20 protein-coding genes and 1 pseudogene are annotated in these 22,931 nt (G+C 36.2%); 5 read left to right on the top strand and 16 right to left on the bottom strand.

Annotation, left to right across the window (positions count from 1 at the left end; all coding sequences use genetic code 11):
* Window positions 1-4: 4 nt before the first annotated feature.
* The 3 genes from NST00_RS03375 to NST00_RS03365 form a co-directional block, all read right to left on the bottom strand.
* Window positions 5-469, bottom strand: coding sequence for a CtsR family transcriptional regulator (locus NST00_RS03375; RefSeq protein WP_026019087.1), 465 nt, complete (start codon window positions 467-469; stop codon window positions 5-7).
* 212 nt (window positions 470-681) lie between these two features.
* Window positions 682-987, bottom strand: coding sequence for a DUF4870 domain-containing protein (locus NST00_RS03370; protein WP_016838523.1), 306 nt, complete (start codon window positions 985-987; stop codon window positions 682-684).
* Window positions 988-1,232: 245 nt separating this feature from the next.
* Window positions 1,233-1,460 carry a hypothetical protein gene (locus tag NST00_RS03365; RefSeq protein WP_016838522.1) on the bottom strand — a complete coding sequence of 76 codons (228 nt, stop codon included), beginning with the start codon at window positions 1,458-1,460 and terminating at the stop codon, window positions 1,233-1,235.
* 151 nt (window positions 1,461-1,611) lie between these two features.
* Here NST00_RS03365 and NST00_RS14950 point away from each other — a divergent pair.
* Both NST00_RS14950 and NST00_RS14945 read left to right on the top strand, forming a co-directional pair.
* Window positions 1,612-2,163 (top strand): annotated as a pseudogene (locus NST00_RS14950) (protoglobin domain-containing protein); the annotation flags it as partial.
* Window positions 2,137-2,928, top strand: a complete 792-nt coding sequence (locus tag NST00_RS14945) for a methyl-accepting chemotaxis protein (protein ID WP_408056484.1) — start codon at window positions 2,137-2,139, stop codon at window positions 2,926-2,928. The pseudogene NST00_RS14950 and the gene NST00_RS14945, both read left to right, overlap by 27 nt.
* A gap of 114 nt (window positions 2,929-3,042) precedes the next feature.
* Here NST00_RS14945 and NST00_RS03355 read toward each other — a convergent pair whose 3' ends face one another.
* From NST00_RS03355 to adh, 5 genes are all read right to left on the bottom strand, one after another.
* The gene (locus tag NST00_RS03355; protein ID WP_016838520.1) at window positions 3,043-3,537 is read right to left on the bottom strand and encodes an acyl-CoA thioesterase; all 495 of its coding nucleotides are present in this window, start codon (window positions 3,535-3,537) and stop codon (window positions 3,043-3,045) included.
* Window positions 3,538-3,637: 100 nt separating this feature from the next.
* The gene (locus tag NST00_RS03350) at window positions 3,638-5,065 is read right to left on the bottom strand and encodes an aldehyde dehydrogenase family protein (RefSeq protein ID WP_340709636.1); all 1,428 of its coding nucleotides are present in this window, start codon (window positions 5,063-5,065) and stop codon (window positions 3,638-3,640) included.
* A 61-nt stretch (window positions 5,066-5,126) separates the two neighbouring features.
* Complete coding sequence (locus NST00_RS03345) at window positions 5,127-6,095, bottom strand: DUF4003 family protein (RefSeq protein ID WP_016838518.1); 969 nt, start codon at window positions 6,093-6,095, stop codon at window positions 5,127-5,129.
* Window positions 6,096-6,196: 101 nt separating this feature from the next.
* Window positions 6,197-6,559 carry a DUF779 domain-containing protein gene (locus NST00_RS03340; protein ID WP_016838517.1) on the bottom strand — a complete coding sequence of 121 codons (363 nt, stop codon included), beginning with the start codon at window positions 6,557-6,559 and terminating at the stop codon, window positions 6,197-6,199.
* A gap of 24 nt (window positions 6,560-6,583) precedes the next feature.
* On the bottom strand, window positions 6,584-8,119 hold the full coding sequence (gene adh, locus NST00_RS03335) for an aldehyde dehydrogenase (protein WP_016838516.1): 1,536 nt from the start codon (window positions 8,117-8,119) through the stop codon (window positions 6,584-6,586).
* Between the two features lie 365 nt (window positions 8,120-8,484).
* Here adh and NST00_RS03330 point away from each other — a divergent pair, with 365 nt between their 5' ends.
* Window positions 8,485-9,204 (top strand): DUF6904 family protein, encoded by a 720-nt coding sequence (locus NST00_RS03330; RefSeq protein WP_016838515.1) that lies wholly within the window; start codon window positions 8,485-8,487, stop codon window positions 9,202-9,204.
* Between the two features lie 81 nt (window positions 9,205-9,285).
* Here NST00_RS03330 and NST00_RS03325 read toward each other — a convergent pair whose 3' ends face one another.
* The 5 genes from NST00_RS03325 to NST00_RS03305 all read right to left on the bottom strand — a co-directional run bounded on the left by NST00_RS03325 (window position 9,286) and on the right by NST00_RS03305 (window position 13,954).
* Window positions 9,286-9,993 carry an ABC transporter ATP-binding protein gene (locus tag NST00_RS03325; RefSeq protein WP_016838514.1) on the bottom strand — a complete coding sequence of 236 codons (708 nt, stop codon included), beginning with the start codon at window positions 9,991-9,993 and terminating at the stop codon, window positions 9,286-9,288.
* Complete coding sequence (locus tag NST00_RS03320) at window positions 9,993-10,769, bottom strand: ABC transporter ATP-binding protein (RefSeq protein WP_016838513.1); 777 nt, start codon at window positions 10,767-10,769, stop codon at window positions 9,993-9,995. Before NST00_RS03320 ends, NST00_RS03325 begins: the two co-directional genes overlap by 1 nt.
* Window positions 10,766-11,704, bottom strand: coding sequence for a branched-chain amino acid ABC transporter permease (locus NST00_RS03315; protein ID WP_016838512.1), 939 nt, complete (start codon window positions 11,702-11,704; stop codon window positions 10,766-10,768). The genes NST00_RS03320 and NST00_RS03315 overlap by 4 nt, the downstream gene beginning before the upstream one ends.
* A gap of 12 nt (window positions 11,705-11,716) precedes the next feature.
* On the bottom strand, window positions 11,717-12,592 hold the full coding sequence (locus NST00_RS03310) for a branched-chain amino acid ABC transporter permease (RefSeq protein ID WP_016838511.1): 876 nt from the start codon (window positions 12,590-12,592) through the stop codon (window positions 11,717-11,719).
* 132 nt (window positions 12,593-12,724) lie between these two features.
* Complete coding sequence (locus NST00_RS03305) at window positions 12,725-13,954, bottom strand: ABC transporter substrate-binding protein (RefSeq protein WP_016838510.1); 1,230 nt, start codon at window positions 13,952-13,954, stop codon at window positions 12,725-12,727.
* A gap of 468 nt (window positions 13,955-14,422) precedes the next feature.
* Here NST00_RS03305 and NST00_RS03300 point away from each other — a divergent pair, with 468 nt between their 5' ends.
* Together NST00_RS03300 and pgeF are read left to right on the top strand one after the other, a co-directional pair.
* Window positions 14,423-15,667 carry a DUF346 domain-containing protein gene (locus NST00_RS03300; RefSeq protein WP_096550041.1) on the top strand — a complete coding sequence of 415 codons (1,245 nt, stop codon included), beginning with the start codon at window positions 14,423-14,425 and terminating at the stop codon, window positions 15,665-15,667.
* Between the two features lie 354 nt (window positions 15,668-16,021).
* Complete coding sequence (pgeF, locus tag NST00_RS03295; protein ID WP_016838508.1) at window positions 16,022-16,783, top strand: peptidoglycan editing factor PgeF; 762 nt, start codon at window positions 16,022-16,024, stop codon at window positions 16,781-16,783.
* Window positions 16,784-16,830: 47 nt separating this feature from the next.
* Here pgeF and NST00_RS03290 read toward each other — a convergent pair whose 3' ends face one another.
* Genes NST00_RS03290 through NST00_RS03280 form a run of 3 tightly spaced genes read right to left on the bottom strand, consistent with a single transcriptional unit; the run spans window position 16,831 to window position 22,924 of the window.
* On the bottom strand, window positions 16,831-20,016 hold the full coding sequence (locus NST00_RS03290; RefSeq protein ID WP_168412255.1) for an efflux RND transporter permease subunit: 3,186 nt from the start codon (window positions 20,014-20,016) through the stop codon (window positions 16,831-16,833).
* A gap of 3 nt (window positions 20,017-20,019) precedes the next feature.
* On the bottom strand, window positions 20,020-21,396 hold the full coding sequence (locus NST00_RS03285) for an efflux RND transporter periplasmic adaptor subunit (protein ID WP_016838506.1): 1,377 nt from the start codon (window positions 21,394-21,396) through the stop codon (window positions 20,020-20,022).
* A 46-nt stretch (window positions 21,397-21,442) separates the two neighbouring features.
* Complete coding sequence (locus NST00_RS03280; RefSeq protein ID WP_168412254.1) at window positions 21,443-22,924, bottom strand: TolC family protein; 1,482 nt, start codon at window positions 22,922-22,924, stop codon at window positions 21,443-21,445.
* Window positions 22,925-22,931: the final 7 nt, after the last annotated feature.

Raw genomic sequence — 22,931 nt, 5'->3', positions numbered from 1 at the left:
CTCTTTATTTTTCGTATTTTAAAGTTAGTAACATCGATGTTAAAATAGCGGCCCTCAATTCATCACGAGCTGGGAGTTGTAACTTTAACGTATTCCGATCGATGGCAGCGAGCATTATCGTTGCCTCTCTGTCGGTTATAACGCCTTCGTCCAGCAGCCTATATATAATATCTTCAGCCATATTTTGCGTGGCACCTTTTTCAATTTGTTTAATGATATTTTCAATCAGCTCAACTTTTGAACTTGGTTTCACACGAAAAATTCTTATATATCCACCGCCACCTCGTTTGCTTTCAACAAGGTAGCCTCGTTCCACTGTGAATCGGGTATTAATAACGTAATTAATTTGCGAGGGAACGCATTGAAACATATCGGCTAATTCGCTGCGTTTAATTTCAATATGTCCTTTACCACCTAATTCGATAACTTGTTTTAAATACCCTTCAATTAAATCTGAAATATTTTTCATTATGATTACAACTTCACCTCGCTCTTTTTGACTTTGACTATCTTTGACTTTATTATATTTCCTTTTTTCCATATTTGCAACGATAAACCCTTGACCATTTTTATTGTAAAAAAATCGACAATACGTATGAAAGTACGCTTTGCCGATTTTTTATCAATATATTCATCTAAGCTGAAGAATACTCAGGAGTTTTACATTTACGAGAAATTATTTTATACCCAACGGCCAACAATTGGGTAATTCCAAGGTGTTTCTCGCAGCGCATTGAAAATACCGATAATTGGTACAACAAATGTCATAATTCCAAAGATAATTAAGAATGGAATACCAATTAAAAGAAAACTTAGTACGACAGAAATACCGATTAATACCCACATAACAAACTGGAAGAGCAATGCTTGAATCGATATTCGTTTAACACTTTCTTCACTGCTTATTAAGAAAAATAAAATTGGTACTAGAACTGGTGCAAAAAAAGCACTTGCGTGAATAATAACTTTAGCCCATTTTTCTTCCATATATTTGTTAACCCCCTTTAAGGTTATTGAAATTCTTGTTATATACATGTACGAATGATTTGATTAATAGTTTCAAAAACCTTGCGTGTTTTATCATTGATTTTATTCTTTTGTCCGTTTCTTTTTCATATCTTTTCCACAATTTTCAATTTATAGTCAAAAAAATCTTTAGATACTACTAAATAATATGGTATTCTGTAAACAGAAAAACAGAAATGAAAAAAGCCCTCTCAAATTAGGAGGGCTTAATTACCATTCTTTTTATTATCTGTATGTTTAGAATCGATTTCATCAGGATGATCAGCAGGGAATAACCCGCGGGCAAAAAGACCTGAAAACAAGGTGGCACTAATGATAATTAAAATTTTATGATTTTTCGGTACCTCATCAAACATATTGTTTAACATTAATGTGGAAATAACTGCTACTGTCACCATGGACACAATAATATAAGCAAGCCTTCGCTGATTCATCTTAACAAACTTCCTTTACTAATTTAATAAAAAACAATACGAACTAATAAACTAATCGTATTTTACATTGTTTATAATAAAAATACAAATTCAGGAATTAAACTGTAATGGGTCAAACAATAAAAAAATTAAATTAGAATGGAGCATACATATGAGGTTTGTACTTTATAACAAGGAAAACAAATCAAATTATAATCAATTTTTTGATGAAGAAAAATATATTCACGAAGTAGGAATAAACGTTTCTGCGAACCCTATTGTAGCCAAACAAATTGAAATGGTTCAGTTAACAAAAAAAGAATTAGCCATCCTTAAACAATTAAAACCACTTATTGAGAACTATATTCCAAAGATGGTTGATATTTTTTATGAAAACATTTCAATGAATAAACATTTAGTAGAATTAATTAATCAATACTCAACAATTGATCGATTGAAAATTACTTTAACAAAGCATTTACAAGATATTTTTGAAGGACAAATTGATAATCATTATTTAGAGAACCGAACTAGAATTGCCCTTGCTCATATCAAAATTGGATTATCATCTAAATGGTATATCGCTTCTTTCCAATCTTTAACAACAGCATTTACTCAGTTTATTAATAAGCTTGATATTTCTAAAGAAGAAGCAATTCTTGCCATCAATGCATTTTCTAAAATTATCAATTTAGAAATGCAACTTGTGATTGAAGCTTACGAAATTGAGCAAGAACGATTACGTATGGAAAATGATCAAGTAAAACAATCATTATTAATCTCCATCCAAAACATTGCTGAAGATTTAAATGCCATGAATCAAGAAACGACAGCATCGATTCAAATGATTTCTGAACAATCACAAAATATCGCATCAGCCACATCACAAGGTTTAGATTTCGTTGCTGATACAGAGGAAAAATCTAACCAAGGGAAAGCACAATTAGCAAAACAGACAAACTTAATGAACACGATTTTAAACAGTGTAAATTTATTAGAAGAGTCCATGACAAACTTACGTTCTTCTTCTAAAAGCATTTCTGAAATTGTAAACTTAGTGACGAACATAGCGGATCAAACAAACTTACTTGCTTTAAATGCATCAATTGAAGCGGCTCGTGCGGGTGAACACGGAAAAGGATTTGCTGTCGTTGCAGAAGAAGTTCGAAAACTGGCTGAAGAAACGAAGAAAGCAGTACAAAATGTCTCTGGATTAATACAAGAAATGGAAGAAAACATTACGGATATGACGTCTAGTGTCAACAATGTAGATGAACAAGTACAATTAAGCGTACAAACTCAAGAGCACTTAGCAGAATCATTTGAACAAATTGCCCAAAAAGTTTCTGGGATACGCAATCAGTATGCTTCCACGTCAAAAGATATCGAAAATATTTCAAGCAATATTGCTAATTTAGTAGAAAGTTCAACTCTAATTTCAAAATCATCTGACACATTACTCAAAGTGGTAAATGATTTTTCCAAATGAGAGATAAAAAATACTAAATTTAGTAGTAAATTGTCCTTTTTGATGTATAAAAACCGCAGACATTAAAAGTGTCTACGGTTTTTTTATTTGAGGCGGTTTTTGTCCCAACCTAATTTACTTTTGAACGACGACCTCTTTTACTTTATTTCTTTTTTCTTTTCTTAATCTTTGTCTTTCTAACCCCGCTTTATATAACTTCTCCTCTTCCTCAGTCTCAGGGTAGATTGCTGGAATCGGTGTCGGTTTTCCACCCTTATCAATTGCTACCATCGTAACAAATGATTCGGTTGTCAATTTTTCTTCACCTGTTTTAACATTGCGAGACATAACACGCACATACACTTCCATTGATGTTCTTCCGGTGGATGTGACAATTGCTTCTAACTCCAACATATCTCCAACATATGCAGGGGAAACGAAATCTACTGAATCAAAAGAAGCGGTTACCACTTCTTTTTTCGTATGCTTCATACAAGCAATTGCCGCGATTTCATCAATATATGCTAGTATCTTCCCACCAAAAATGGATCCATACTGGTTCGTATCTGGGGGTAATACAAGTCGTGTTTGAGTTGAGCGTGATCTGCTCATCGGGTATGCAATACTCATTTGTTGTCCTCCTAATACATGGTGTGCTTTACCGAGAAGTTTGCAATTATTATGCAAACATAATATTAATTTCATACAGTTGAGTATTGCAACTTTTCTTTTAAAATTCTGTTTTAATCGTAATAAACTTTAATTCCGTCATTTCTTGAATAGCGTATTTTATTCCTTCACGTCCATATCCACTATTTTTCACACCACCATACGGCATGTTGTCTACACGGAATGTCGGGATATCGTTAATTACAACAGTACCCGCTTCCAATTCATCCGCCGCTTTTAAAGCATCCGTTAAAACATTTGTGTAAATGCCAGCATTTAAACCTAAATCGGAATCATTTACATATTTTATGGCTTCATCTAATGTTTTATAAGGTACAATCGAAACAATTGGGGCAAATGTTTCTAAACACATAATTTTCATATCTGGTTTTACGTTCACCATCACAGTTGGTGTCATCGTACGTTCCGTAAATTCAGCTCCTGTCGCTACTTTAGCTCCTTGAGCCTTCGCTTCTTCAATCCACTCTTTCATGCGCTCAACTTCTTTCGGATGAATCATAGCGCTTAAATCTGTTGAAGGGTCAAATGGATTACCTAATTTTAATTTTTTCGTTTCTTTCACGAATGCCTCTGTAAATTGGTCGTAAATGGATTCATGAACAAAAATTCTCTGCAGGGAAATACACACTTGTCCAGAAAAGCCGAAAGCACCGCTTACCGTGCGAGAGATGATTTTCTCAATTGGCGTACTTGGTTCAATGATGACAGCTGCATTGGAACCTAATTCCAATGTAACTTTTCTCAATCCGACCTTTTCTTTGATTTTCATTCCGACTGCGCCGCTGCCTGTAAACGTCACTTTCTTCACCAGAGGATGAGTTACAAGAACATCGCTAAGTTCTCCACCCGAACCCGTCACGATTTGTAGTGCACCATCAGGAAGTCCTGCTTCCTTAAAAATCTCCGCCATTGCTAAAGCACTTAGAGGTGTTTGAGTTGCTGGCTTTAGAACAACCGTATTTCCGACTGCAAAAGCGGGTCCTAATTTATGCGCAACTAAATTAAATGGAAAGTTAAAAGGGGTAATGGCTGATACAACTCCAATGGGTACTCGTTTCGTATAACCTATGCGATTTTTTCCTCCGGGAGCTGCGTCCATTGGGACCGTTTCGCCAAAAGTGTGTTTTGCCAGTTCAGCTGAAAATTGATATGTAGAAATGGTGCGATCCAATTCAGCCAGTCCAGCAGTAATCGGCTTTCCAGCTTCACTTGCAAGAATCTCTGCAAATTCCTGTTTTCTTTTCTGCATGATGTCCACAACTTTATATAAAATTTCCGCTCTTTCATAGGCTGTGGTTTTCTTAAACGTTTGAAACGCTTCATGTGCGCCTTCAATTGCACGTTCCACATCTTGTACAGAAGCCTTTGCCACTTTCGCAATCACTTCACCAGTGTAGGGAGCGGTCAAGTCATACGTTTCTTTTGCTTCCTCCCATTGACCGTTAATCCATAATTTTGTTTCTTTCATGTAGGACACCTCCATTATGATTTATTTCCATTTTATCACTCCCAACATTTTTTGGAGTGCATTAAGAACTGAAGAAATCGAAGAAATCACCTGCACTTCCCGGTATTAATGCAAAATCCAAAACATCCAGTGTTATACCCAATACATGAATCAAATTTTCGAGAAATGCATGATCTTTCATATTGACCATATTTTGAACTTCGACCAGCTCTCTGATGATTTTCTGGATGGAAACAATCAACGCCAATTCCTTTGCCATACGGAAAATTTTCAATTCCATTAACGATTTATGTAATTCCGCAATTTCATCAATTTTTTCATTATCTGTTGCATTCAACGCCAAAATCCCGATATAGGGATAATGAATCGGTTTTATTTTGATTCCTTTCTGATTCAATCCCCTTTTCAGCTCGGCAACATACTGAAGCAACATTTCGTTATATTCGGAACTATACATCGTTAAGATTTGTGCAAGGCATTGAAGAGAGTTGCCCAACATAAATCCTTGCTTTCTTAGGCTTTGGTAATATTGCAAAATCGTATCCACCTGCGTATGCGGTTGTTCCATCCCTTTCGACAAAAGAACCACATAGGGAATATCTTCTTTGGAAGTTAAAAAGTATTGTTTTCGGTGCATTTCATCATATAAAGTTTTTGCTCGTTTGGCGTGAAGAAGAATGTCTTCTTCCAGCATCATGGCGCCCGCCAGTCGAAAAGGAGATTTAGTAAATCCGGCTTCTTTTAACGCCATATCCCTTTGCAATAGGTTTTCCATGCAACCATCTATATTCTGCCCTAAAAATTGAACGGCAATATGATAGGTGACGGGAGAATTCCTTTGTATTGCTTTGTTAGAGTTTTCTACCATCCTATCTACCACTTTTTGCAAAGCGACGCCGCTAAATTCTCTGTTTTCAAGTGTGTATTTGCTTGCAAGAGACATAAAAAAGTTTTGATTATAGGCATTGCCAAAAAAATTTACGGCTCGATTATAGTTGTTCTGAAAGTTGATGTGGAAATTTGTATCCATTTCATATCACTCCTAGTCTTATTACGATTGAAAGGAGGATATGTTTCAAAATAAAGAGGGAACTCCAATACTTGAAGCTCCCCCATATATATTATTCTATGTTAACCAACCTTATTTAATTCTGCTAGCTCCTCAGAAGTAAATGCTCTCGACCTTGTTAAGAAACGTTTACCTTCAACGCCTTCTAAACTAAACATACCTCCGCGACCGTCAACGACATCGATAATTAATTGAGTATGTTTCCAATATTCAAATTGAGTTTTATGCATATAAAACTTTGCTCCACCAATTTCCCCTAGTAATATATCCGAATCACCAATGATTAAATCTCCTTCAGGATAGCACATAGGGGAAGAACCATCACAGCAACCGCCTGATTGATGGAACATAATTGGGCCATGTTTTTTCTTTAATTGTTCAATGAGGGCAAGGGCTGCGTCTGTTGCTACAACGCGTTTTACCAACGCCATCCCTCCTAAATTTTAGAATCAGAAGAAACCAAGTTTATTTGGACTATAACTTACTAACAAGTTTTTCGTTTGCTGATAGTGTTCAAGCATCATTTTATGAGTTTCTCGACCGATTCCACTCATTTTATAGCCACCAAATGCTGCATGAGCTGGGTATTGGTGATAGCAGTTTGTCCATACGCGTCCAGCTTGAATTCCTCTTCCCATTCGATAAGCTGTATTAATATCGCGAGTCCATACTCCCGCACCTAATCCATACATCGTGTCATTTGCAATTTCTAATGCTTCTTCTTGCGTTTTGAATGTTGTAACAGCAACTACTGGACCGAAGATTTCTTCTTGGAAAATGCGCATTTTGTTATGACCTTTAAATACAGTAGGCTTAATGTAGAAACCTTCTGATAATTCTCCACCTAAATTGTTGCGTTCTCCACCGATAAGCAACTCTGCTCCTTCTTGTTTACCAATATCAATATAGGATAAAATTTTCTCCATTTGTTCTGTTGAAGCTTGAGCTCCTATCATTGTAGTTGGATCTAGTGGGTTACCTTGTTTGATGGCTTTTACTCTCTCAAGTGCGCGTTCCATAAATTTATCGTAAATGGATTCTTGAATTAATGCTCTTGAAGGGCATGTACACACTTCTCCTTGGTTAAGAGCAAATAATACAAATCCTTCAATTGCTTTATCTAAAAATTCATCGTCTGCTTCCATTACATCTTCAAAGAAGATATTTGGCGATTTTCCACCAAGCTCCAATGTAACCGGAATAATATTTTGTGAAGCATATTGCATGATAAGTCTACCTGTTGTTGTTTCACCAGTAAAGGCAACTTTTCCAATACGTGGATTGGAAGCTAACGGTTTTCCAGCTTCTAAACCAAAACCGTTTACAATATTCACAACACCAGGTGGTAACAAGTCTTCAATAAGTTCCATTAATACTAGTATAGAAGTTGGTGTTTGTTCTGCCGGTTTTAAAACCACACAGTTTCCTGCTGCAAGGGCTGGTGCGAGTTTCCATGCTGCCATCAAGATTGGGAAGTTCCACGGAATAATTTGCCCGACAACACCAATTGGTTCTTGGAAATGATAAGCTATAGTATTGTCATCAATTTGGCTAATACCGCCTTCTTGCGCACGAATCACTCCTGCAAAATAGCGGAAATGATCGATAGCTAAAGGTATGTCCGCATTTAAAGTTTCACGAACCGGTTTACCATTTTCCCAGCTTTCAGTAACTGCTAACAATTCTAAATTTTCTTCCATGCGATCTGCGATTTTGTTTAAGATTCTTGCTCTTTCTGCAACGGAAGTCTTGCCCCAAGAATCCTTCGCTTTGTAAGCTGCATCGATGGCAAGTTCAATATCTTCCGCTGTGGAACGAGCAACCTTTGTGTAAACTTTTCCTGTTACTGGCGATACATTATCGAAATACTCGCCATTAACTGGTGGTGTCCATTGTCCTCCGATATAGTTATCGTAGCGTTCCTTGAAGTTTACAATCGCTCCTTCAGTATTAGGAAATGCATATGCAGCAGTTAATACAGACATTTTCCTACTCCCCTCATTTTTTGATTTTTATACCTTTACTTCTTGATGACAACATACTCACTCCTAAAGGTATCTAATAATATATATTCGAAAGATTAGTAGATTATTTCTAATATTGAAAAATATTTTATATTTTCCTTCGCCACACTTCTCTATGAAACGACCTTTTTAGAGTGAGCTTTGCTAACCACATACCCCCTAATGAAAAAAATAAACTTTTTATTTTCAATTTTTACAATTTTCTGTATTTTATATAAATAAATAACGATTAACTAGTAGAATCAAAGAAATATATAGTTTTTTCTATTTAAAAGATTGTACAATATATGTAATAGATTTTGCGGACTAGAAAAGGTGGGATAAAAATGTTATCCATTCAAAGCACTGAACGTTTAACAGGGGGACGAATTAGTGGTGACTATTGGGATTTAGATGAGTTAATTAAGAATATCTACGAAGTTATTGGAGATGAAAATAATTATTATGATTACCGAGGTGCGAGACAACGTATATTAGGGGTTTGTCTTCAATTGCGGAAAGCAACTCAAGGAGAATGTAATATCGAGTTTGTAGCGAACGGCATCCATAAAGGAATTGAAAAGAAAAAAGACACGCTTGCTCCTGAAAAAAATGTATATTTCTCCGTTGAAATTTTATACCCTGAATTAATTTTTACAGCACTCGCTTTAAACGACTTCATCGATTTATACAATGAATTTATAGACAATAATCCATGGAACCCACATACTACATCCATTCGAAAATTCCAATCTCTTGTTACGGAATGTTTAAAAGAACATTTGCCTGAAGAACATTACAATGTATTTATACACTTAATGTTATCAAAATCGCCTAAATACTTCCGTTATGCAACTCAATATGTAGATATTTTAAACTTAGAATATCTTAAGCTAACATTTGAAGAAAGAAAAAAGCATTTAGGTGCCTTTGCTATTCGATTAATGGTGGAAGATGATGAATACTTGGCTTTAAAGGATCAAATATTAGCCACTGCCAATATTACAAAACATGAAATTCATGAATTACCTCTTCAAATGAAATATCCTGAATATATTGAATGGTAATATTAGATTGCTATTCAGTCATAATGATAAAAAAAGACTGTACCGAAAAGTTTCTCTTCTCTTTTCGGACAGTCTTTTTTATTATACTCCTCCCAAATATGCCGCCTTTACTTCTTCACTTTCTTGAAGTTCCTTCGCTGTTCCTGACAATACAATTTTTCCAGTTTCGATAACATAAGCTCGGTCTGCTATCGATAAAGCCATATGAGCGTTTTGTTCAACAAGTAAAATAGTTGTTCCTTCTTTGTTGATTGTTTGAATAATTTCAAATATTTGTTGAACAATTAGTGGGGCAAGTCCCATTGAAGGCTCATCCAACAATAGTAAATTTGGTCTTGCCATAATCGCTCTTCCCATTGCCAACATCTGTTGTTCCCCACCGGATAAAGTACCGGACAATTGTTTTCTTCGTTCCTTTAATCTTGGAAATAGTTCAAATACATGGTCTAAATCTTTTTTGATTCCATCGCGATCTTTCCTAAGAAAAGCACCCAACTCCAAGTTTTCTTCTACTGACATATTCGCAAAAACCCTGCGTCCTTCCGGCACATGAGAAATACCACTTTTCACAATCGCTTGAGCTGGTTTGCCACCAATTTGTTGCATTTTGTACGTAATCGTACCTTGCTTTGGTTTCAGTAATCCAGATAACGTTTTCAACAAAGTAGTTTTTCCTGCGCCGTTTGCACCGATTAACGTAACAATCTCACCTTCATTAACTTCCAAGGAGATATTTTTTAATGCATGAATATTCCCGTAAAACACATCAATATTATTTACTTGTAGCATTAGTGTACGACCTCCTCACCAAGGTAAGCTTCAATTACCTTTGGATTGTTACGTATTTCTTCCGATGTTCCTTCAGCAATTAATTGACCATGGTCTAAAACGTAGATTCTTTCACAGATTCCCATTACTAGACTCATGTCATGCTCGATTAATAGAATTGTTAAATCAAATTCTTTTCGAATTAATGCAATTAAATCCATCAATTCTTGTGTTTCTTGTGGATTCATTCCCGCTGCAGGCTCGTCTAATAATAGAAGCTTTGGTCCAGCAGCTAACGCTCGAGCGATTTCTAGACGTCGTTGCATTCCATAAGGCAAGTTTTTCGCTAATTCATCTTTATAAACGTCTAGCTCAAAGATTTTTAAAAATTCAATAGACTCTTTCTCCATAGTTGCCTCGCCTTTAAAATGAGTTGGCAAACGCAAGATGGAAGAAAGGATTGAATGTTTCGCAAGCTGATGGTTTGCGATTTTTACGTTATCTAATACCGTTAAATCCTTAAATAATCGAATATTTTGGAATGTACGGCTGATTCCTTTATGCGATACTTGGTATGGTTTTAATCCCTTAATACTTTGACCATTAAAGGTAATTTCACCTTCTGTTGGTACATATACACCAGTTAACATGTTGAAGGTTGTGGTTTTCCCTGCTCCATTCGGTCCAATTAGTCCAACAAGTTCTCCCTTATTTAAATACATGTTGACATTTTGTACCGCTTTCAATCCACCAAATTGTATACCGATATTTTCCAATTTCAGAAGAGGATTACTCATGCTTCAGACCCCCCTCTATTTTTTACTTTAAATAAGTCTTTTAACTCTTTTGTTCCCATCAATCCTGTTGGACGATATAACATCACGATAATCAATACGACAGAGTAAATGATCATTCGCGTTTCTGGGAACGCTTGCAAATATTGTGAAATTGCCGTTAAGAAAATAGCTGCCATGACAGAACCTGAAAGGCTTCCTAAACCGCCTAATACGATATAAATCAGAATTTCAAATGATTTTAAGAAGTTGAATGCTGTTGGTTGAATAATATAGAAATTATGTGCATATAAAGCACCTGCTACCCCTGCAAAAAGGGAACCGATTACAAAAGCAACAACTTTATAATAAGTTGTATTGATTCCCATCGCGTCGGCTGCTATTTCATCTTCACGAATAGCTAAACAACCGCGTCCATGACGAGAGTTTGTAAAATTAGAAATAACCATGATTGTAATAACCACACCGACAAAAGCATATGTCCAAGTTGTAGCATGATTGACAACCATCCCTGCTGCTCCGCCAACATAATCAACATTCAAGAATACAATTCGAATAATCTCAGCAAATCCTAATGTAGCAATCGCTAAGTAGTCTCCTTTAAGTCTTAAAGAAGGTACCCCGACTAGTAAACCTGCTACAGCTGCAACAATCCCCGCTAATATGATTCCCACAATAAATGGCAACCCTAGTTTCATTGTACAAATTGCACTAATATATGCGCCTACCGCCATAAAACCGGCATGACCAATAGAGAATTGGCCTGTAACCCCTATTACGATATGCAAACTTACAGCAAGCATCACGTTAATACAAATCGTAATTAACATGTTTTGATAATATAAATCGAGCATTCCACTTGCAAGCATACCTTGTACAACTGCATAGATTACTAGTGCAAATGCTAAATAACCCCAAAAGGCTTTCGATTTTTTCATTTCCCCAGTCACCTACACTTTCTCACGGATGTTTTTACCGAATATACCTGCTGGTCGTAAAATTAAAATTAAGATTAAGATGATAAATGCTGCGGCATCGCGCCATAGTGAATAACCTACAGCACTTACAATTGTCTCAATGATTCCCAATATAAAGCCTCCAACCATCGCTCCTGGAATGCTTCCAATTCCTCCTAATACAGCCGCAATGAAGGCTTTTAAACCAGGTAGAACGCCCATTAATGGGTCAATTCTTGTGTAATATGATCCGAAAATTACTCCTGCTGCACCTGCTAAAGCGGAACCAATTGCGAACGTTGCCGAAATTGTATTATCAACGTTAATACCCATTAGTCTCGCAGCATCTGCATCGTGAGAAACTGCACGCATCGCTTTACCAATTTTCGTTTTATGAACAATAAATTGTAAAAGAATCATCAAAATGATTGTAACTACAAGAATAAAAATAGTTTGAGAGTTTATATTCGCACCTAAGATATTAATATTTGTTTGCGGTAATACTTGAGGATAAGCCTCTGGTGTGGCTCCTCTAAAGAATATCATGGTGTACTCTATTAAGAACGATACCCCAATGGCTGTCGTTAACGCTGCAATTCGAGTTGCATTTCTTAAGCGCTTATAAGCAACCCTCTCGATGATCATACCAATGATTGAACAAACAACCATAGCTATAATTAACGCTGGAATGAAACCCATTTCCCAACGAGTGATGGCAAAAAAACCGATAAATGCGCCAAGCATGAAAACGTCTCCATGGGCGAAGTTAATTAATTTGATAATACCGTATACCATCGTATACCCCAACGCAATCAATGCATAAATACTTCCTAAGGAAATACCATTAATGAGTTGCTGCAACCAATCCATAAAGTCACACTCCTTTTATGAAGCAAATATTTTATCTGTCAATTCTTAAAAGTTCAGAACATTCAACTAATATTTGGAAATTTGGGATACGAACGGGAAAAGGGAGGCGGTGTGCCCCCCTTTCTTGTAAAATTAAGGTTCAATTTTAGTTTTAAATGTTTGTGTACCGTCTACATACTCTAAAATTGTTGCAGATTTCACCGCATTATGCTTTTCATCCACAGAGACTGTACCAGATACTAGCGAAATATTTTTTGTTGCAGCAAGCGCGTCTTTAATTGCTGCTCCATCCACAGATCCTGCACGCTCAATTGCATCTTTAATGAAGTAAACTGTATCATATCCAAGAGCGTGGAAAGCATTTGGTGATTCACCGTATTTATCATTAAATGCTTTTACGAAGTCTTGAATTTTTGGATCTGGGTCTTCAGATGAATAGTGGTTAATAATGAATGAGTTGTTTAAGTTTTCAGCACCAGCTAATTCAACTAATTTTGGAGAATCCCATCCGTCAGCACCCATTAATGGAACATCGATTCCTAATTCACGCGCTTGTTTAACAATTAAACCAACTTCTTCATAATATCCCGGAATAAAGATAAACTCTGGGTTTTTAGATTTAAGAGTTGTTAAAGTTGATTTGAAGTCTGTGTCTTTCGCTACATACGCTGCTTCCGCAACTACTTGTCCGCCATTTGCTTCAATTTGTTCTTTGAATGCAGCTGCTAAACCTTTCGCATAGTCCGAAGAGTTATCTGCAAAAATCGCTACATTTTTTACTCCAAGTTCATTTGTAGCAAAGTTTGCAGCAATTACTCCTTGGAATGGGTCGATAAAGCATGTACGGAATACATACTCGTTAATAGATCCATCTGCATTCTCAGTAACGTTTGGCGCAGTTCCTGAAGCTGTAACAAGCGGAATTTTATTGTCGTTCGCAATTTGAACTGTCGCAAGAACGTTACCACTTGTTGCAGGGCCAATCATTACGTTTACTTTTTCTTGAGTTGCTAATCTGATAGCAGCAGATGTTGCTTCCGCGTTTTCAGATTTATTGTCAACTTTGACAAATTCTATTTTCTTACCATTGATTCCACCGTTATTATTAATTTCTTCAATCGCAAGTTCTGCACCTTGTGCAATAGATGAACCATAAGAAGCAACAGCACCAGTAAGCTCAAGGTTTGCACCAATTTTAATTACATCGCTATCTCCACCGTTTGAAGAAGAACCATTGTCTGATGAAGAACTGCTTCCTTGGTCACCCCCAGATCCTCCACTACAACCAGCTAAAGCTCCCACAACTAAAGAAGATGCTAGAAAAAGAGAGGCAAATCTTTTAGTCTTTTTTGATTCCACCATGTAATACTCCCCCCATTTATTTAGATTTTGTAATAAAAACTAATTAGATATTAGATTTTTCAGAAAATAAAAACACTTATTTCAGAATATTAATTTCATAATTTTCTGAAAAGGGTTTCAATCCAATATCTATTTCAAATGTATTAGCTTTCTGTATTGTAAAACATTATTTTTATTTAGTCTAGTGTGATTTTTTTGGAAATTTAAATATTTCGCATTATACAAAATATTTAATTAATAATTAATTGATATTATTATCGATTCAAACTTTTAATATTATCAAATTTTTATATTTTTCCTTTACAAAATTTTCTATAAAAAATTATGAATTTTATCGTGATACTCCCAACCGTTCTCCTATTTCCATGCTTAAATTTTATGCGCCAAAAATACTATGCTCTTTTGAATCATTTGAGTCCCATTTTTTTTCTTTACGCATACACTATTCAAAGAAATGGAGGTATTCATATGAACATGTATAATGGCTATCCCTATTATTACGTATATGTTCCTGTAAATTATTACTACCCTCCCAATCCTTTATATGTACAACAAACACCGCAACAAAGACCAAGTGAGCAAGAATTGATACAACGTATTCGCACAGAGCATAGCAACTTATATACGCAGCTAGAGCAAGCTGGTGTAAATCCCCAAATGATTGATACCCTCATGCTTCTAACAATTTCGTACTTACGTAATCAACAAAATTTAAATCGCACTCCTACCCAAATTTATAATCAGTTCCAGCGTGATAATCCTTGGTTCCCACTTTTTATCCGTTCAATGAATTTCCCAGAAAGCACAGTAAATCGCATATTAATTCGAGCTATTGAATTGGCTTTAGCTTATATCCGCGGTGAACGACCGGCTCCAGAACCTGGACCTAGGCCAGAAGAGGGTTGGTCCGATTGGGAAAGTTTAGGTGGAACATTATTAAGCGCTCCTAGTGTAAGTTCTTGGGGACCCAATCGATTAGACGTATTTGCAAGAGGTAGTGACAATGCGTTATACCATATTTGGTGGGATGGTAGCCGTTGGAGCAATTGGGAAAGCCTCGGAGGCGTATTAACATCCGCTCCTGGCTCTGTTTCTTGGGGTCCAAACCGAATTGACGTGTTTGTAAGAGGGACAGATGATGCCATGTACCATAAATGGTGGGATGGCACTCGCTGGAGCAGTTGGGAAAGTCTTGGAGGCACATTAACAAGCGGTCCTAGCGCATCTTCTCAACGTGAAAATCAATTAGATGTATTTGTAAGAGGCGCAGGAAATCGATTGTATAAGAGGACTTGGAACGGTTCTTATTGGGAACCTTGGGAAGATCTCGGAGGAAATTTAAATTCTGAACCAGCTGCGATTTCTTGGGGACCAAATCGAATAGATGTTTTTGCTAGAGGAGTAAATAATGATTTAATTCATAAATGGTGGGACGGAAACCGCTGGAGCGATTGGGAAAGCCTTGGCGGTACATTAACAAGTGCGCCAACCGTTTCTTCTAAGCGTCCAAACCATCTTGATGTCTTTATAAGAGGCGTAGGAAATCGATTGTTTAAGAGAACTTGGAATGGCACTCGTTGGGAACCATGGGTAAGCTTAGGCACTACTCAAATTACAAGCGCACCAGCAGCAGTATCTTGGGGACCAACTAGAACAGATGTATTTGCCAGAGGACAAAACAACGATTTAATTCATCGTTATCAAGGAAATTAAATAAATTAGGTTTGTCAAACTCCCTATTAGGTAGATAAACATTCCTAATAGGGCTTTTCTTTATACCTACCATTTGGCAAATATTTTTACCAGTATAACTATTATCACGTTTTTGAAAAGTGAATTTTCCTAGTTACCATTATTGCATTATTCCATCAGTATTACCTGTATATATATTGGATAACGTGTTTAAATTTTGATTTATTGGCTATTATAATTTGCAATTCTAAAATGGAAATCATATAGTTCACTCACCCGATATTTTCTGTAACATAATTACATACTTTATGACTCAACTGAAAGAACAATATATAATAAAAATTACCATGCAGAACTGAGTCTAGGAGTGAAGACATGACAACAAAAATTTATTTCAATAACGAAAAATTTATTGCTGGCATCACGTTAAAAAATGAAAAAGAGTTAGAACAGCATAACATGGCCCTTCATGTTTGCGATAATGAAGAAGATGTCGTTCAAAATCGTCAAAAGCTTGCTGCATACATCGGTTGTGATATCGAACAATTTGTATGTGCCAATCAAACCCATAGCGATAACATATATAAAGTTACAAAAAAAGATTGCGGACGAGGAGCACTTTCAAAAGATACTGCCATTCCAAATACCGATGCCCTTTATACAACAGAGTCCCACATCGTCCTTTGTACTTTTACAGCTGATTGCGTTCCAATTATTTTTTATAGTGAAAAAAGCGGCATTATAGGAGTGATTCATTCTGGTTGGCAAGGAACCGTGAAGGAGATAACTAGAAAAGTATTTGAACACATCCAAAAGAACGAACAATGTGATATTAAAGATTTCCGTGTTCATCTCGGTAGTGCAATTAGCCAAGAAAAATTTGAAGTTGATGAAGATGTGTATGCTAAATTTAAAAATTTAGGTTATGCAAATGAATTTATTTATTTTAACGAAGAGACGGGTAAATATCATATCGATAATCAACAAACGGTTAAAAAACAATGCGAACTTAGTGGTATACCGTCTGAACAGATTACCATTGACTCAACATGCACCTATAAGCATCCTCAAGGATTTTCTTATCGAGAAGATAAAAAGGCTGGACGTCATTTAAGTTTTATTATGAGAAAAGTATAAATAAAAAATAAAGCATACCTCTCTATCCGAGAGATATGCTTTTTTACTTACGTCAACTCTGGTTTTCCACCGATTGTTTCTAACTCTTTTTCTACGACTTTATTTTTCGCTTTTCTGCGCTTGAAGATTCTTCTTTTCGGTTTACCAGTCTTATCTGAATCATCTTTGTTAAAGATGTTTTTCACTTTTTCTGATATGTTATCAATCACGACATACATAACTGGAACGAATACTAAAGTAAAGATTGTAGAAGAAGTTAATCCGAATACAACTACTACAGCCATTGGTTGTTGGTTTTCCGCACCTTCACCAATTGCAAGGGCTAGCGGAATCATCGCTAAAACCGTAGTGAGTGTTGTCATTAAGATTGGACGCATACGGCTTTTTCCTGCTTCTACAATAGCCTCCATTCGCTCCATTCCATTTCTTCTTAAAATATTAATATATTCAACAAGTAAAATACCGTTGTTTACAACAATCCCTGCAAGCATAATTAGACCGATAAAACCTGGTAAACTTAACGGTAATCCTGAAATGAGTAGCCCTAATATTACCCCAATCACCATAGTAGGCATGGAGAACATGATGATAAATGGATAAGTAATGGATTCAAATTGAACAGCCATTACCATATATACAAGGAATATACCTAAAACTAATGCTAATGCTAATTGGACGAAAGATTCCATCATCGTTTCTACTTCTCCACCCATGGAAATTTCATATCCATCAGGTAAATGGATTTGTTTTAATTTCGCATCAATTTCCTTTGAAACCGTTCCTAAATCTCGTCCAATTACATCACTCGTTACGTTAATTGTACGCTCTTGATTATTTCGAGTAATTTGAGAAGGCCCTTGTACTGGCACTATTTCAGCAACGGCAGATAACGGAATATCCTCCCCTGCATTATTCCGAACAACAAATGTTTCTAAATCACGAACAGTCTCCGTTTTATCATCAGGTAATGCAACCGTTACGTCATATTCGCTACCATCGTCTTTATACCTAGTCGCCACTTGGCCGTTAAACGCTACATTGATTTCATTCATAATTTGTTGGTAACTTAGCCCAAAAGCAGAAGCCAGTTCACGATTTACAACCACTTGCAATTCTGGACTTCCATCTTCAACCGAACTTTTCACATTCAACGTTCCATCGATATCCTCTAAAATCCAAACAACTTGCTGTCCTAAATCAGTTAATACATCTAAGTTATCCCCTGAAATCGAAAGCGAGATTGGTGAACCAGTGGACATTCCATGGCTATTTTCCGATATAGTAATTTCTGCCCCAGGAATATCGCTTACTAAATCGTTTAATTGAGCAATGAATTGATCAGTAGTAATATCCCTTTCCGATGAACTAACTAGTTCAATCATATAGGACGCCACATTTTTACTTCCTGCAGTAATACCATTTGTAGTACCACCAATACTTACATAATTCACTTTAATTATATCTTCAAAGTTTTTTAACCGTTCATTAATTTCCTCTACGATAGATTCCGTTTCCTCTAACTTCGCACCGTTTTGCAACTGTGCAGTAATTGAAACTTGCCCGCTATCTGTTGCAGGCATTAGCTCCATACCCACAACTGGCATTAAAGCTAAACTTCCCACAAAAGCAGCAGTTACGATGGCAATAACTGTTTTCCTTCTACGTAAGGCCTTTTCTAGTACATTTCCATAGAAATTTTTAATTTTGTTTAAAACACGATTAAAGAAGTATTGTCCATTATCCTCATCTACTGAGATTTGAACATTACGCATAAATTGCGTTGATAGCATTGGCACCAATGTCATGGCAGCTACTAGCGATGCTGTCAATGCAAATACAACCGTCAATGCTAACGGACGAAAAATTTGTGAAGCAAGCCCTTCTACGAATACGACTGGAACGAATACAGCTGCAGTCGTCAGTGTAGAGGCAATAACAGCAGGGCCTAATTCCGAAGCACCATGGTATGCTGCCTCTTTAATCGATAATCCTTCCGAACGCTTCTTGTATATGTTTTCTAATATAACGATGGAGCTGTCAACCATCATCCCGATACCGAGAGCCAGTCCACCCATCGAAATAATATTTAATGTTTCTCCTGTGAAGTACATTAACGTAAATGTACTAATAATGGAAATCGGCATTGAAACGGCAATAACTAACGTCGCTTTTAGACTCCTTAAGAAGAGTAATAGGATGATTGCAGCGAGTGATCCCCCTACAATCATGTTATCTAGAACTGAGTCAATTGATGCAGTAATATACACCGACGTATCCATAATCGTTTTTACTTCTAATCCTCGTTCGGTATATTTTTCATTCAATTTCTCAATAACTTTTTTAACTTCTTCTGCAGTTTCAACGGTGTTCGCATCCGACTGTTTCATAATGGTGAAAATTAATGTATCTTTACCGTCCACTCTAGAAATTGACGATACTTCTTTAAATGTATCTTCGACATCCGCCACGTCTTTTACGCGAACGGTATCACCATTATTTAAAGTGATGAGCGTATTTTCAATATCACTAACGGATGTATATTCTCCAACAACGCGTAGTTGCACATCTTGATTTCCTTGTTCAACCGTTCCTGCCGAGATTGTACGATTCTCCGCTTGTAATGCAGCAATCACTTGTGAACCTGTTAGTCCATAGTTTTTCAGCATTGATTGATTCAAATTGATGCGAATTTCGCGTTCTTTTCCACCAACAATGGTAGCAGAGGCAACACCAGGCGCTCGTTCAATTGCCGGTTGAATATCACTTTCTGCAATATCTTGTAATTTTTCCAAATTATCTCCTGAGAGGCTTGCAATCACTACAGGTGTCGCATTTGGATCAAGTCGCATTACCATCGGATCATTTGCACCATCTGGAAGCATCCCCGATATTTGATCGACTTTTTCTCTAACATCGATTAACGCATCATCAATATCCCGACCATAATCAAACATCATTAGTACTAGAGAAGCTCCTTGACTGGATACTGACTGAATTGTATCCATGCCTTCTACCGTACTTACAGCTGATTCAATCGGTTTTGAAATCAATTCTTCTATTTCTTGTGGAGCAGCTCCTTGATAACTTGTAGCAATAACCGCTATTGGCAAATCAATTTTCGGGAATAATTCTACCTTCAATTCCCTTAAAGAGATAAAGCCCAATAGAATAGCACAAATAACAAACATGATAACGCCGACTGGACGTTTAATTGAGGTGTTTACAAGTTTCAATGTCTACTCCTCCTCCATTATACGGACTTTATTTCCATCATCGAGGAGGTTCTGTCCACTGATTACAACTTGTTCGTTTTCTTTAAGTTCTCCCACGACAGCCACCAAATCTGTACTGTATTTGAGAATTTCTACTTCTCTTTGTTCTGCTTTTCCTTCTGAAACGATGAATACAACGGTTTTCCCTTCTTTTTGTACGATCGCTTCAACAGGAATAAGAAGCGAGTTGGCTTGTTTAATTTCTTCCACAATGACGGAAGCAATCATGCCTGGTCGAATTTTTTGTTCTTTATTATCGATATTAATATCAACAGTAAATAGTCCAAATCCTGAACTCACTGAAGAAACATAGGCAACATTTCCTTTAAATGTTCCTTCTAAACCGGCAACTTTCACATCTAATACATCCCCGACTTCGAAGGAAGATAGTTGGTTAGCCGTAATTTTCACACTTAATTTCACTGAATCTTTTGCTACAATCGTTGCAAATGGGTTGGCATTAGAAGCCATTTCCCCTACTTCCCCATTGATTTCTGTAATTTCTCCTGCAATCGTCGCTTTAATCACTTTATCATCTAAACGATCCTTAGCAGCATCTACAGCAAGTTGAGCTTGATCTACTTGTATTTGTGCCTGTTCCACTGCAATTTCCGCATCTTTCATGGAAGTTTGCGCCAGCTCCACATTGATTTGAGCTTGCTCTACAGCTACTTCTTGCATTCTAATGCCTTCATTTTCCGTTGTTTTTTTCGATAGTTCTGCTTGGTCTAAAGCAATTTTTGCGCTTCTCTCCGCATTTTGAGCATTTTCATAATCTTGTAGAGAAATCAAACCAGCTTCATATAAAGCTTTCATTCTGTCTAAGTTTCTTTTAGCTTGTTCCCAAGAATTTCGAGCATTTTGAATTTGAAAATCTAAATTTTTTAAATTCTCTTTTGCTTGTTGTAAAGAAGCTTCAGCTGATTTTAGTGAGGCCTGTGCTTGTTTATAACTGTTTTCAGCTCTTACCTTGCCATTTTGTGCGCTTTTCAAACTAGCTTGTGCTTGCTCTAAGCTTTTTTGCTGCTGTTCCATCGCATTTCTTTCAGCTGTATCATCAAGCTGGGCTAGAATATCGCCCTGCTTTACTTTATCTCCTTTTTTTACATAAATTGCTTTAATTTCTCCAACAGCTTTCGGTAAAACTGCAACCTCATTTTCAGGTAAGATGGTGCCCGATAACTCATTATCATCTGTTAAAGCACCGAAAGTCACTGTCGCAACTTTTACTGGTATTTCTGTTTCAGGAACCTCTGTTTCTTCTGTCGAATTATTACAACCTACTAATAGGATGATAGATGTTAACAATAGAAGGGTCCCTATTATTCCTTTCTTAGTCATCTATTTAAAGCCTCCTTAGCAAAGGAAAAATCCAAAGCCCTGATTATCAATTTCTAACAATAACACCTTTATTCATTAACTCTACTTGTTTTGTGAGTAAATAATATTGGTATTTGGCGTTGTTATAGTTAAATTCCGCTTGTTTTATACTTGTATTGGCTGCATCAAATTCTTGTTTTGAAAGTAAGCCTAAATTGTAGTAAAGCTGTGTATCAGCATAATCAGTTTTTGCTTGTTCTAGATCTTTTTTCGCTTCATTTAACGCTTCATATTGTTTTTGTACTTGATGGAAGGTATTTTTTATAGCCTTTTCTAATTCTACTTGAAGAGCTTCAATTTGCAATTTAGCTACCTCAACATCATTTTCAAGCATTTTTTCTCTTTCTCTTGTACGATTTTCTTCATCATCAAAATCATCTAATGCTTTTTCTTTAATTCGTAAATTTGTTCTTGCATTCACCATGTCAAAGCTATTTTTAATAAGTTCTTCTGTTGATTTTTCCTGTTTTATTAACGCCAATTCCCCTAAGTCCGGTCTTATCAATTTAAAATCTTCATCATATGTAATGCCAATTGTAGTAGCAAATACCGCCTTATCATGTTTAAGTTGCTTTTCAAGTTCAGCAATTTGCGTTTCTAAATCAGATATGTCTCTTTCTGTTTTTTCATAGTCTTTTCTCGATACTAATCCTAGTTCATAACGTGTTTTCATCCCGTTTAATTGGCTTTGTTGTACTTCGAGTGTATATTTCATAAAATCAATTTGCTCTTCAGTTAAAAGCAAGCTAATAAAATCTAATATGATTGGTAGCTTTAATTGTTCACGCATTTGCACACGGTTATTAAACATTTGAGTTCGTTGAATATCTAAAGTATCAAGCATGTTTTTATACTGATTCACTTGGAAATAGAGGTTGCTTAAATTGCTTTTTAGCACATTCAATTGCTCTTTTACTAATTCTCTTTGCTGATATTTTTCATATTCATCCACGTATTTCATGGCATTTTCCAAAAAATTGATTAAATATCTTATTTGTGTTTTAACGATTACATTATCAGAGTCTGAAGGATCGATATCTGGTTCAAGGTCTTCCGGATTGATGTCTAATAATTCTTCTAAAGATCGCTTGAGATTAGTTACTTCTTTCGCTAAATCAACTGTCACAGTATCTTTTGAAGTAGATTCTAAATACTTATTTAACTCTTCTATTTTTCTCTGAGTACTCTCATAAGAACTTTCTGCAACATCGAGAAGATCCTCATACATATCTTCTTGTAATTTTAAGTTTTCAATAGTATACTCCAACTCAATTAAAGAATAGTTACTGTTTAATCCATATCGAATCGCTTCTTCCAACGTTAACTCTTGGACTTTCACTTTTTCGACAAAAGATTTTTCTTCCTCTTTTTTGTTTTTCGTTTTTGCAAATACATGATCAGGAGAATTTGGAGCAGCGGCGACGACTGCTGGTGTAATACTACTTGCCGCAAGAGCGGCAGCTATACCAATAGTCAAACTTTTCTTCACAGGAAAA

This window comes from Ureibacillus sp. FSL K6-0165, from assembly GCF_038004285.1.
Lineage (GTDB): Bacteria > Bacillota > Bacilli > Bacillales_A > Planococcaceae > Ureibacillus > Ureibacillus thermosphaericus.
Note: the sequence above shows the minus strand (reverse complement) of the source record. Positions and strands in the feature narration are given on the sequence as shown.

What these genes read in the sequence shown, in the direction of transcription:
- NST00_RS03285 (WP_016838506.1), bottom strand. Translation starts at nt 21,396, where the DNA reads ATGACTAAGAAAGGAATAATAGGGACCCTTCTATTGTTAACATCTATC.
- NST00_RS03375 (WP_026019087.1), bottom strand. Translation starts at nt 469, where the DNA reads ATGAAAAATATTTCAGATTTAATTGAAGGGTATTTAAAACAAGTTATC.
- NST00_RS03325 (WP_016838514.1), bottom strand. Translation starts at nt 9,993, where the DNA reads ATGCTACAAGTAAATAATATTGATGTGTTTTACGGGAATATTCATGCA.
- NST00_RS03305 (WP_016838510.1), bottom strand. Translation starts at nt 13,954, where the DNA reads ATGGTGGAATCAAAAAAGACTAAAAGATTTGCCTCTCTTTTTCTAGCA.
- NST00_RS03320 (WP_016838513.1), bottom strand. Translation starts at nt 10,769, where the DNA reads ATGAGTAATCCTCTTCTGAAATTGGAAAATATCGGTATACAATTTGGT.
- NST00_RS03355 (WP_016838520.1), bottom strand. Translation starts at nt 3,537, where the DNA reads ATGAGTATTGCATACCCGATGAGCAGATCACGCTCAACTCAAACACGA.
- NST00_RS03315 (WP_016838512.1), bottom strand. Translation starts at nt 11,704, where the DNA reads ATGAAAAAATCGAAAGCCTTTTGGGGTTATTTAGCATTTGCACTAGTA.
- NST00_RS03365 (WP_016838522.1), bottom strand. Translation starts at nt 1,460, where the DNA reads ATGAATCAGCGAAGGCTTGCTTATATTATTGTGTCCATGGTGACAGTA.
- adh (WP_016838516.1), bottom strand. Translation starts at nt 8,119, where the DNA reads ATGTCTGTATTAACTGCTGCATATGCATTTCCTAATACTGAAGGAGCG.
- NST00_RS03310 (WP_016838511.1), bottom strand. Translation starts at nt 12,592, where the DNA reads ATGGATTGGTTGCAGCAACTCATTAATGGTATTTCCTTAGGAAGTATT.
- pgeF (WP_016838508.1), top strand. Translation starts at nt 16,022, where the DNA reads ATGACAACAAAAATTTATTTCAATAACGAAAAATTTATTGCTGGCATC.
- NST00_RS03370 (WP_016838523.1), bottom strand. Translation starts at nt 987, where the DNA reads ATGGAAGAAAAATGGGCTAAAGTTATTATTCACGCAAGTGCTTTTTTT.
- NST00_RS03300 (WP_096550041.1), top strand. Translation starts at nt 14,423, where the DNA reads ATGAACATGTATAATGGCTATCCCTATTATTACGTATATGTTCCTGTA.
- NST00_RS03345 (WP_016838518.1), bottom strand. Translation starts at nt 6,095, where the DNA reads ATGGATACAAATTTCCACATCAACTTTCAGAACAACTATAATCGAGCC.
- NST00_RS14945 (WP_408056484.1), top strand. Translation starts at nt 2,137, where the DNA reads ATGCAACTTGTGATTGAAGCTTACGAAATTGAGCAAGAACGATTACGT.
- NST00_RS03350 (WP_340709636.1), bottom strand. Translation starts at nt 5,065, where the DNA reads ATGAAAGAAACAAAATTATGGATTAACGGTCAATGGGAGGAAGCAAAA.
- NST00_RS03330 (WP_016838515.1), top strand. Translation starts at nt 8,485, where the DNA reads ATGTTATCCATTCAAAGCACTGAACGTTTAACAGGGGGACGAATTAGT.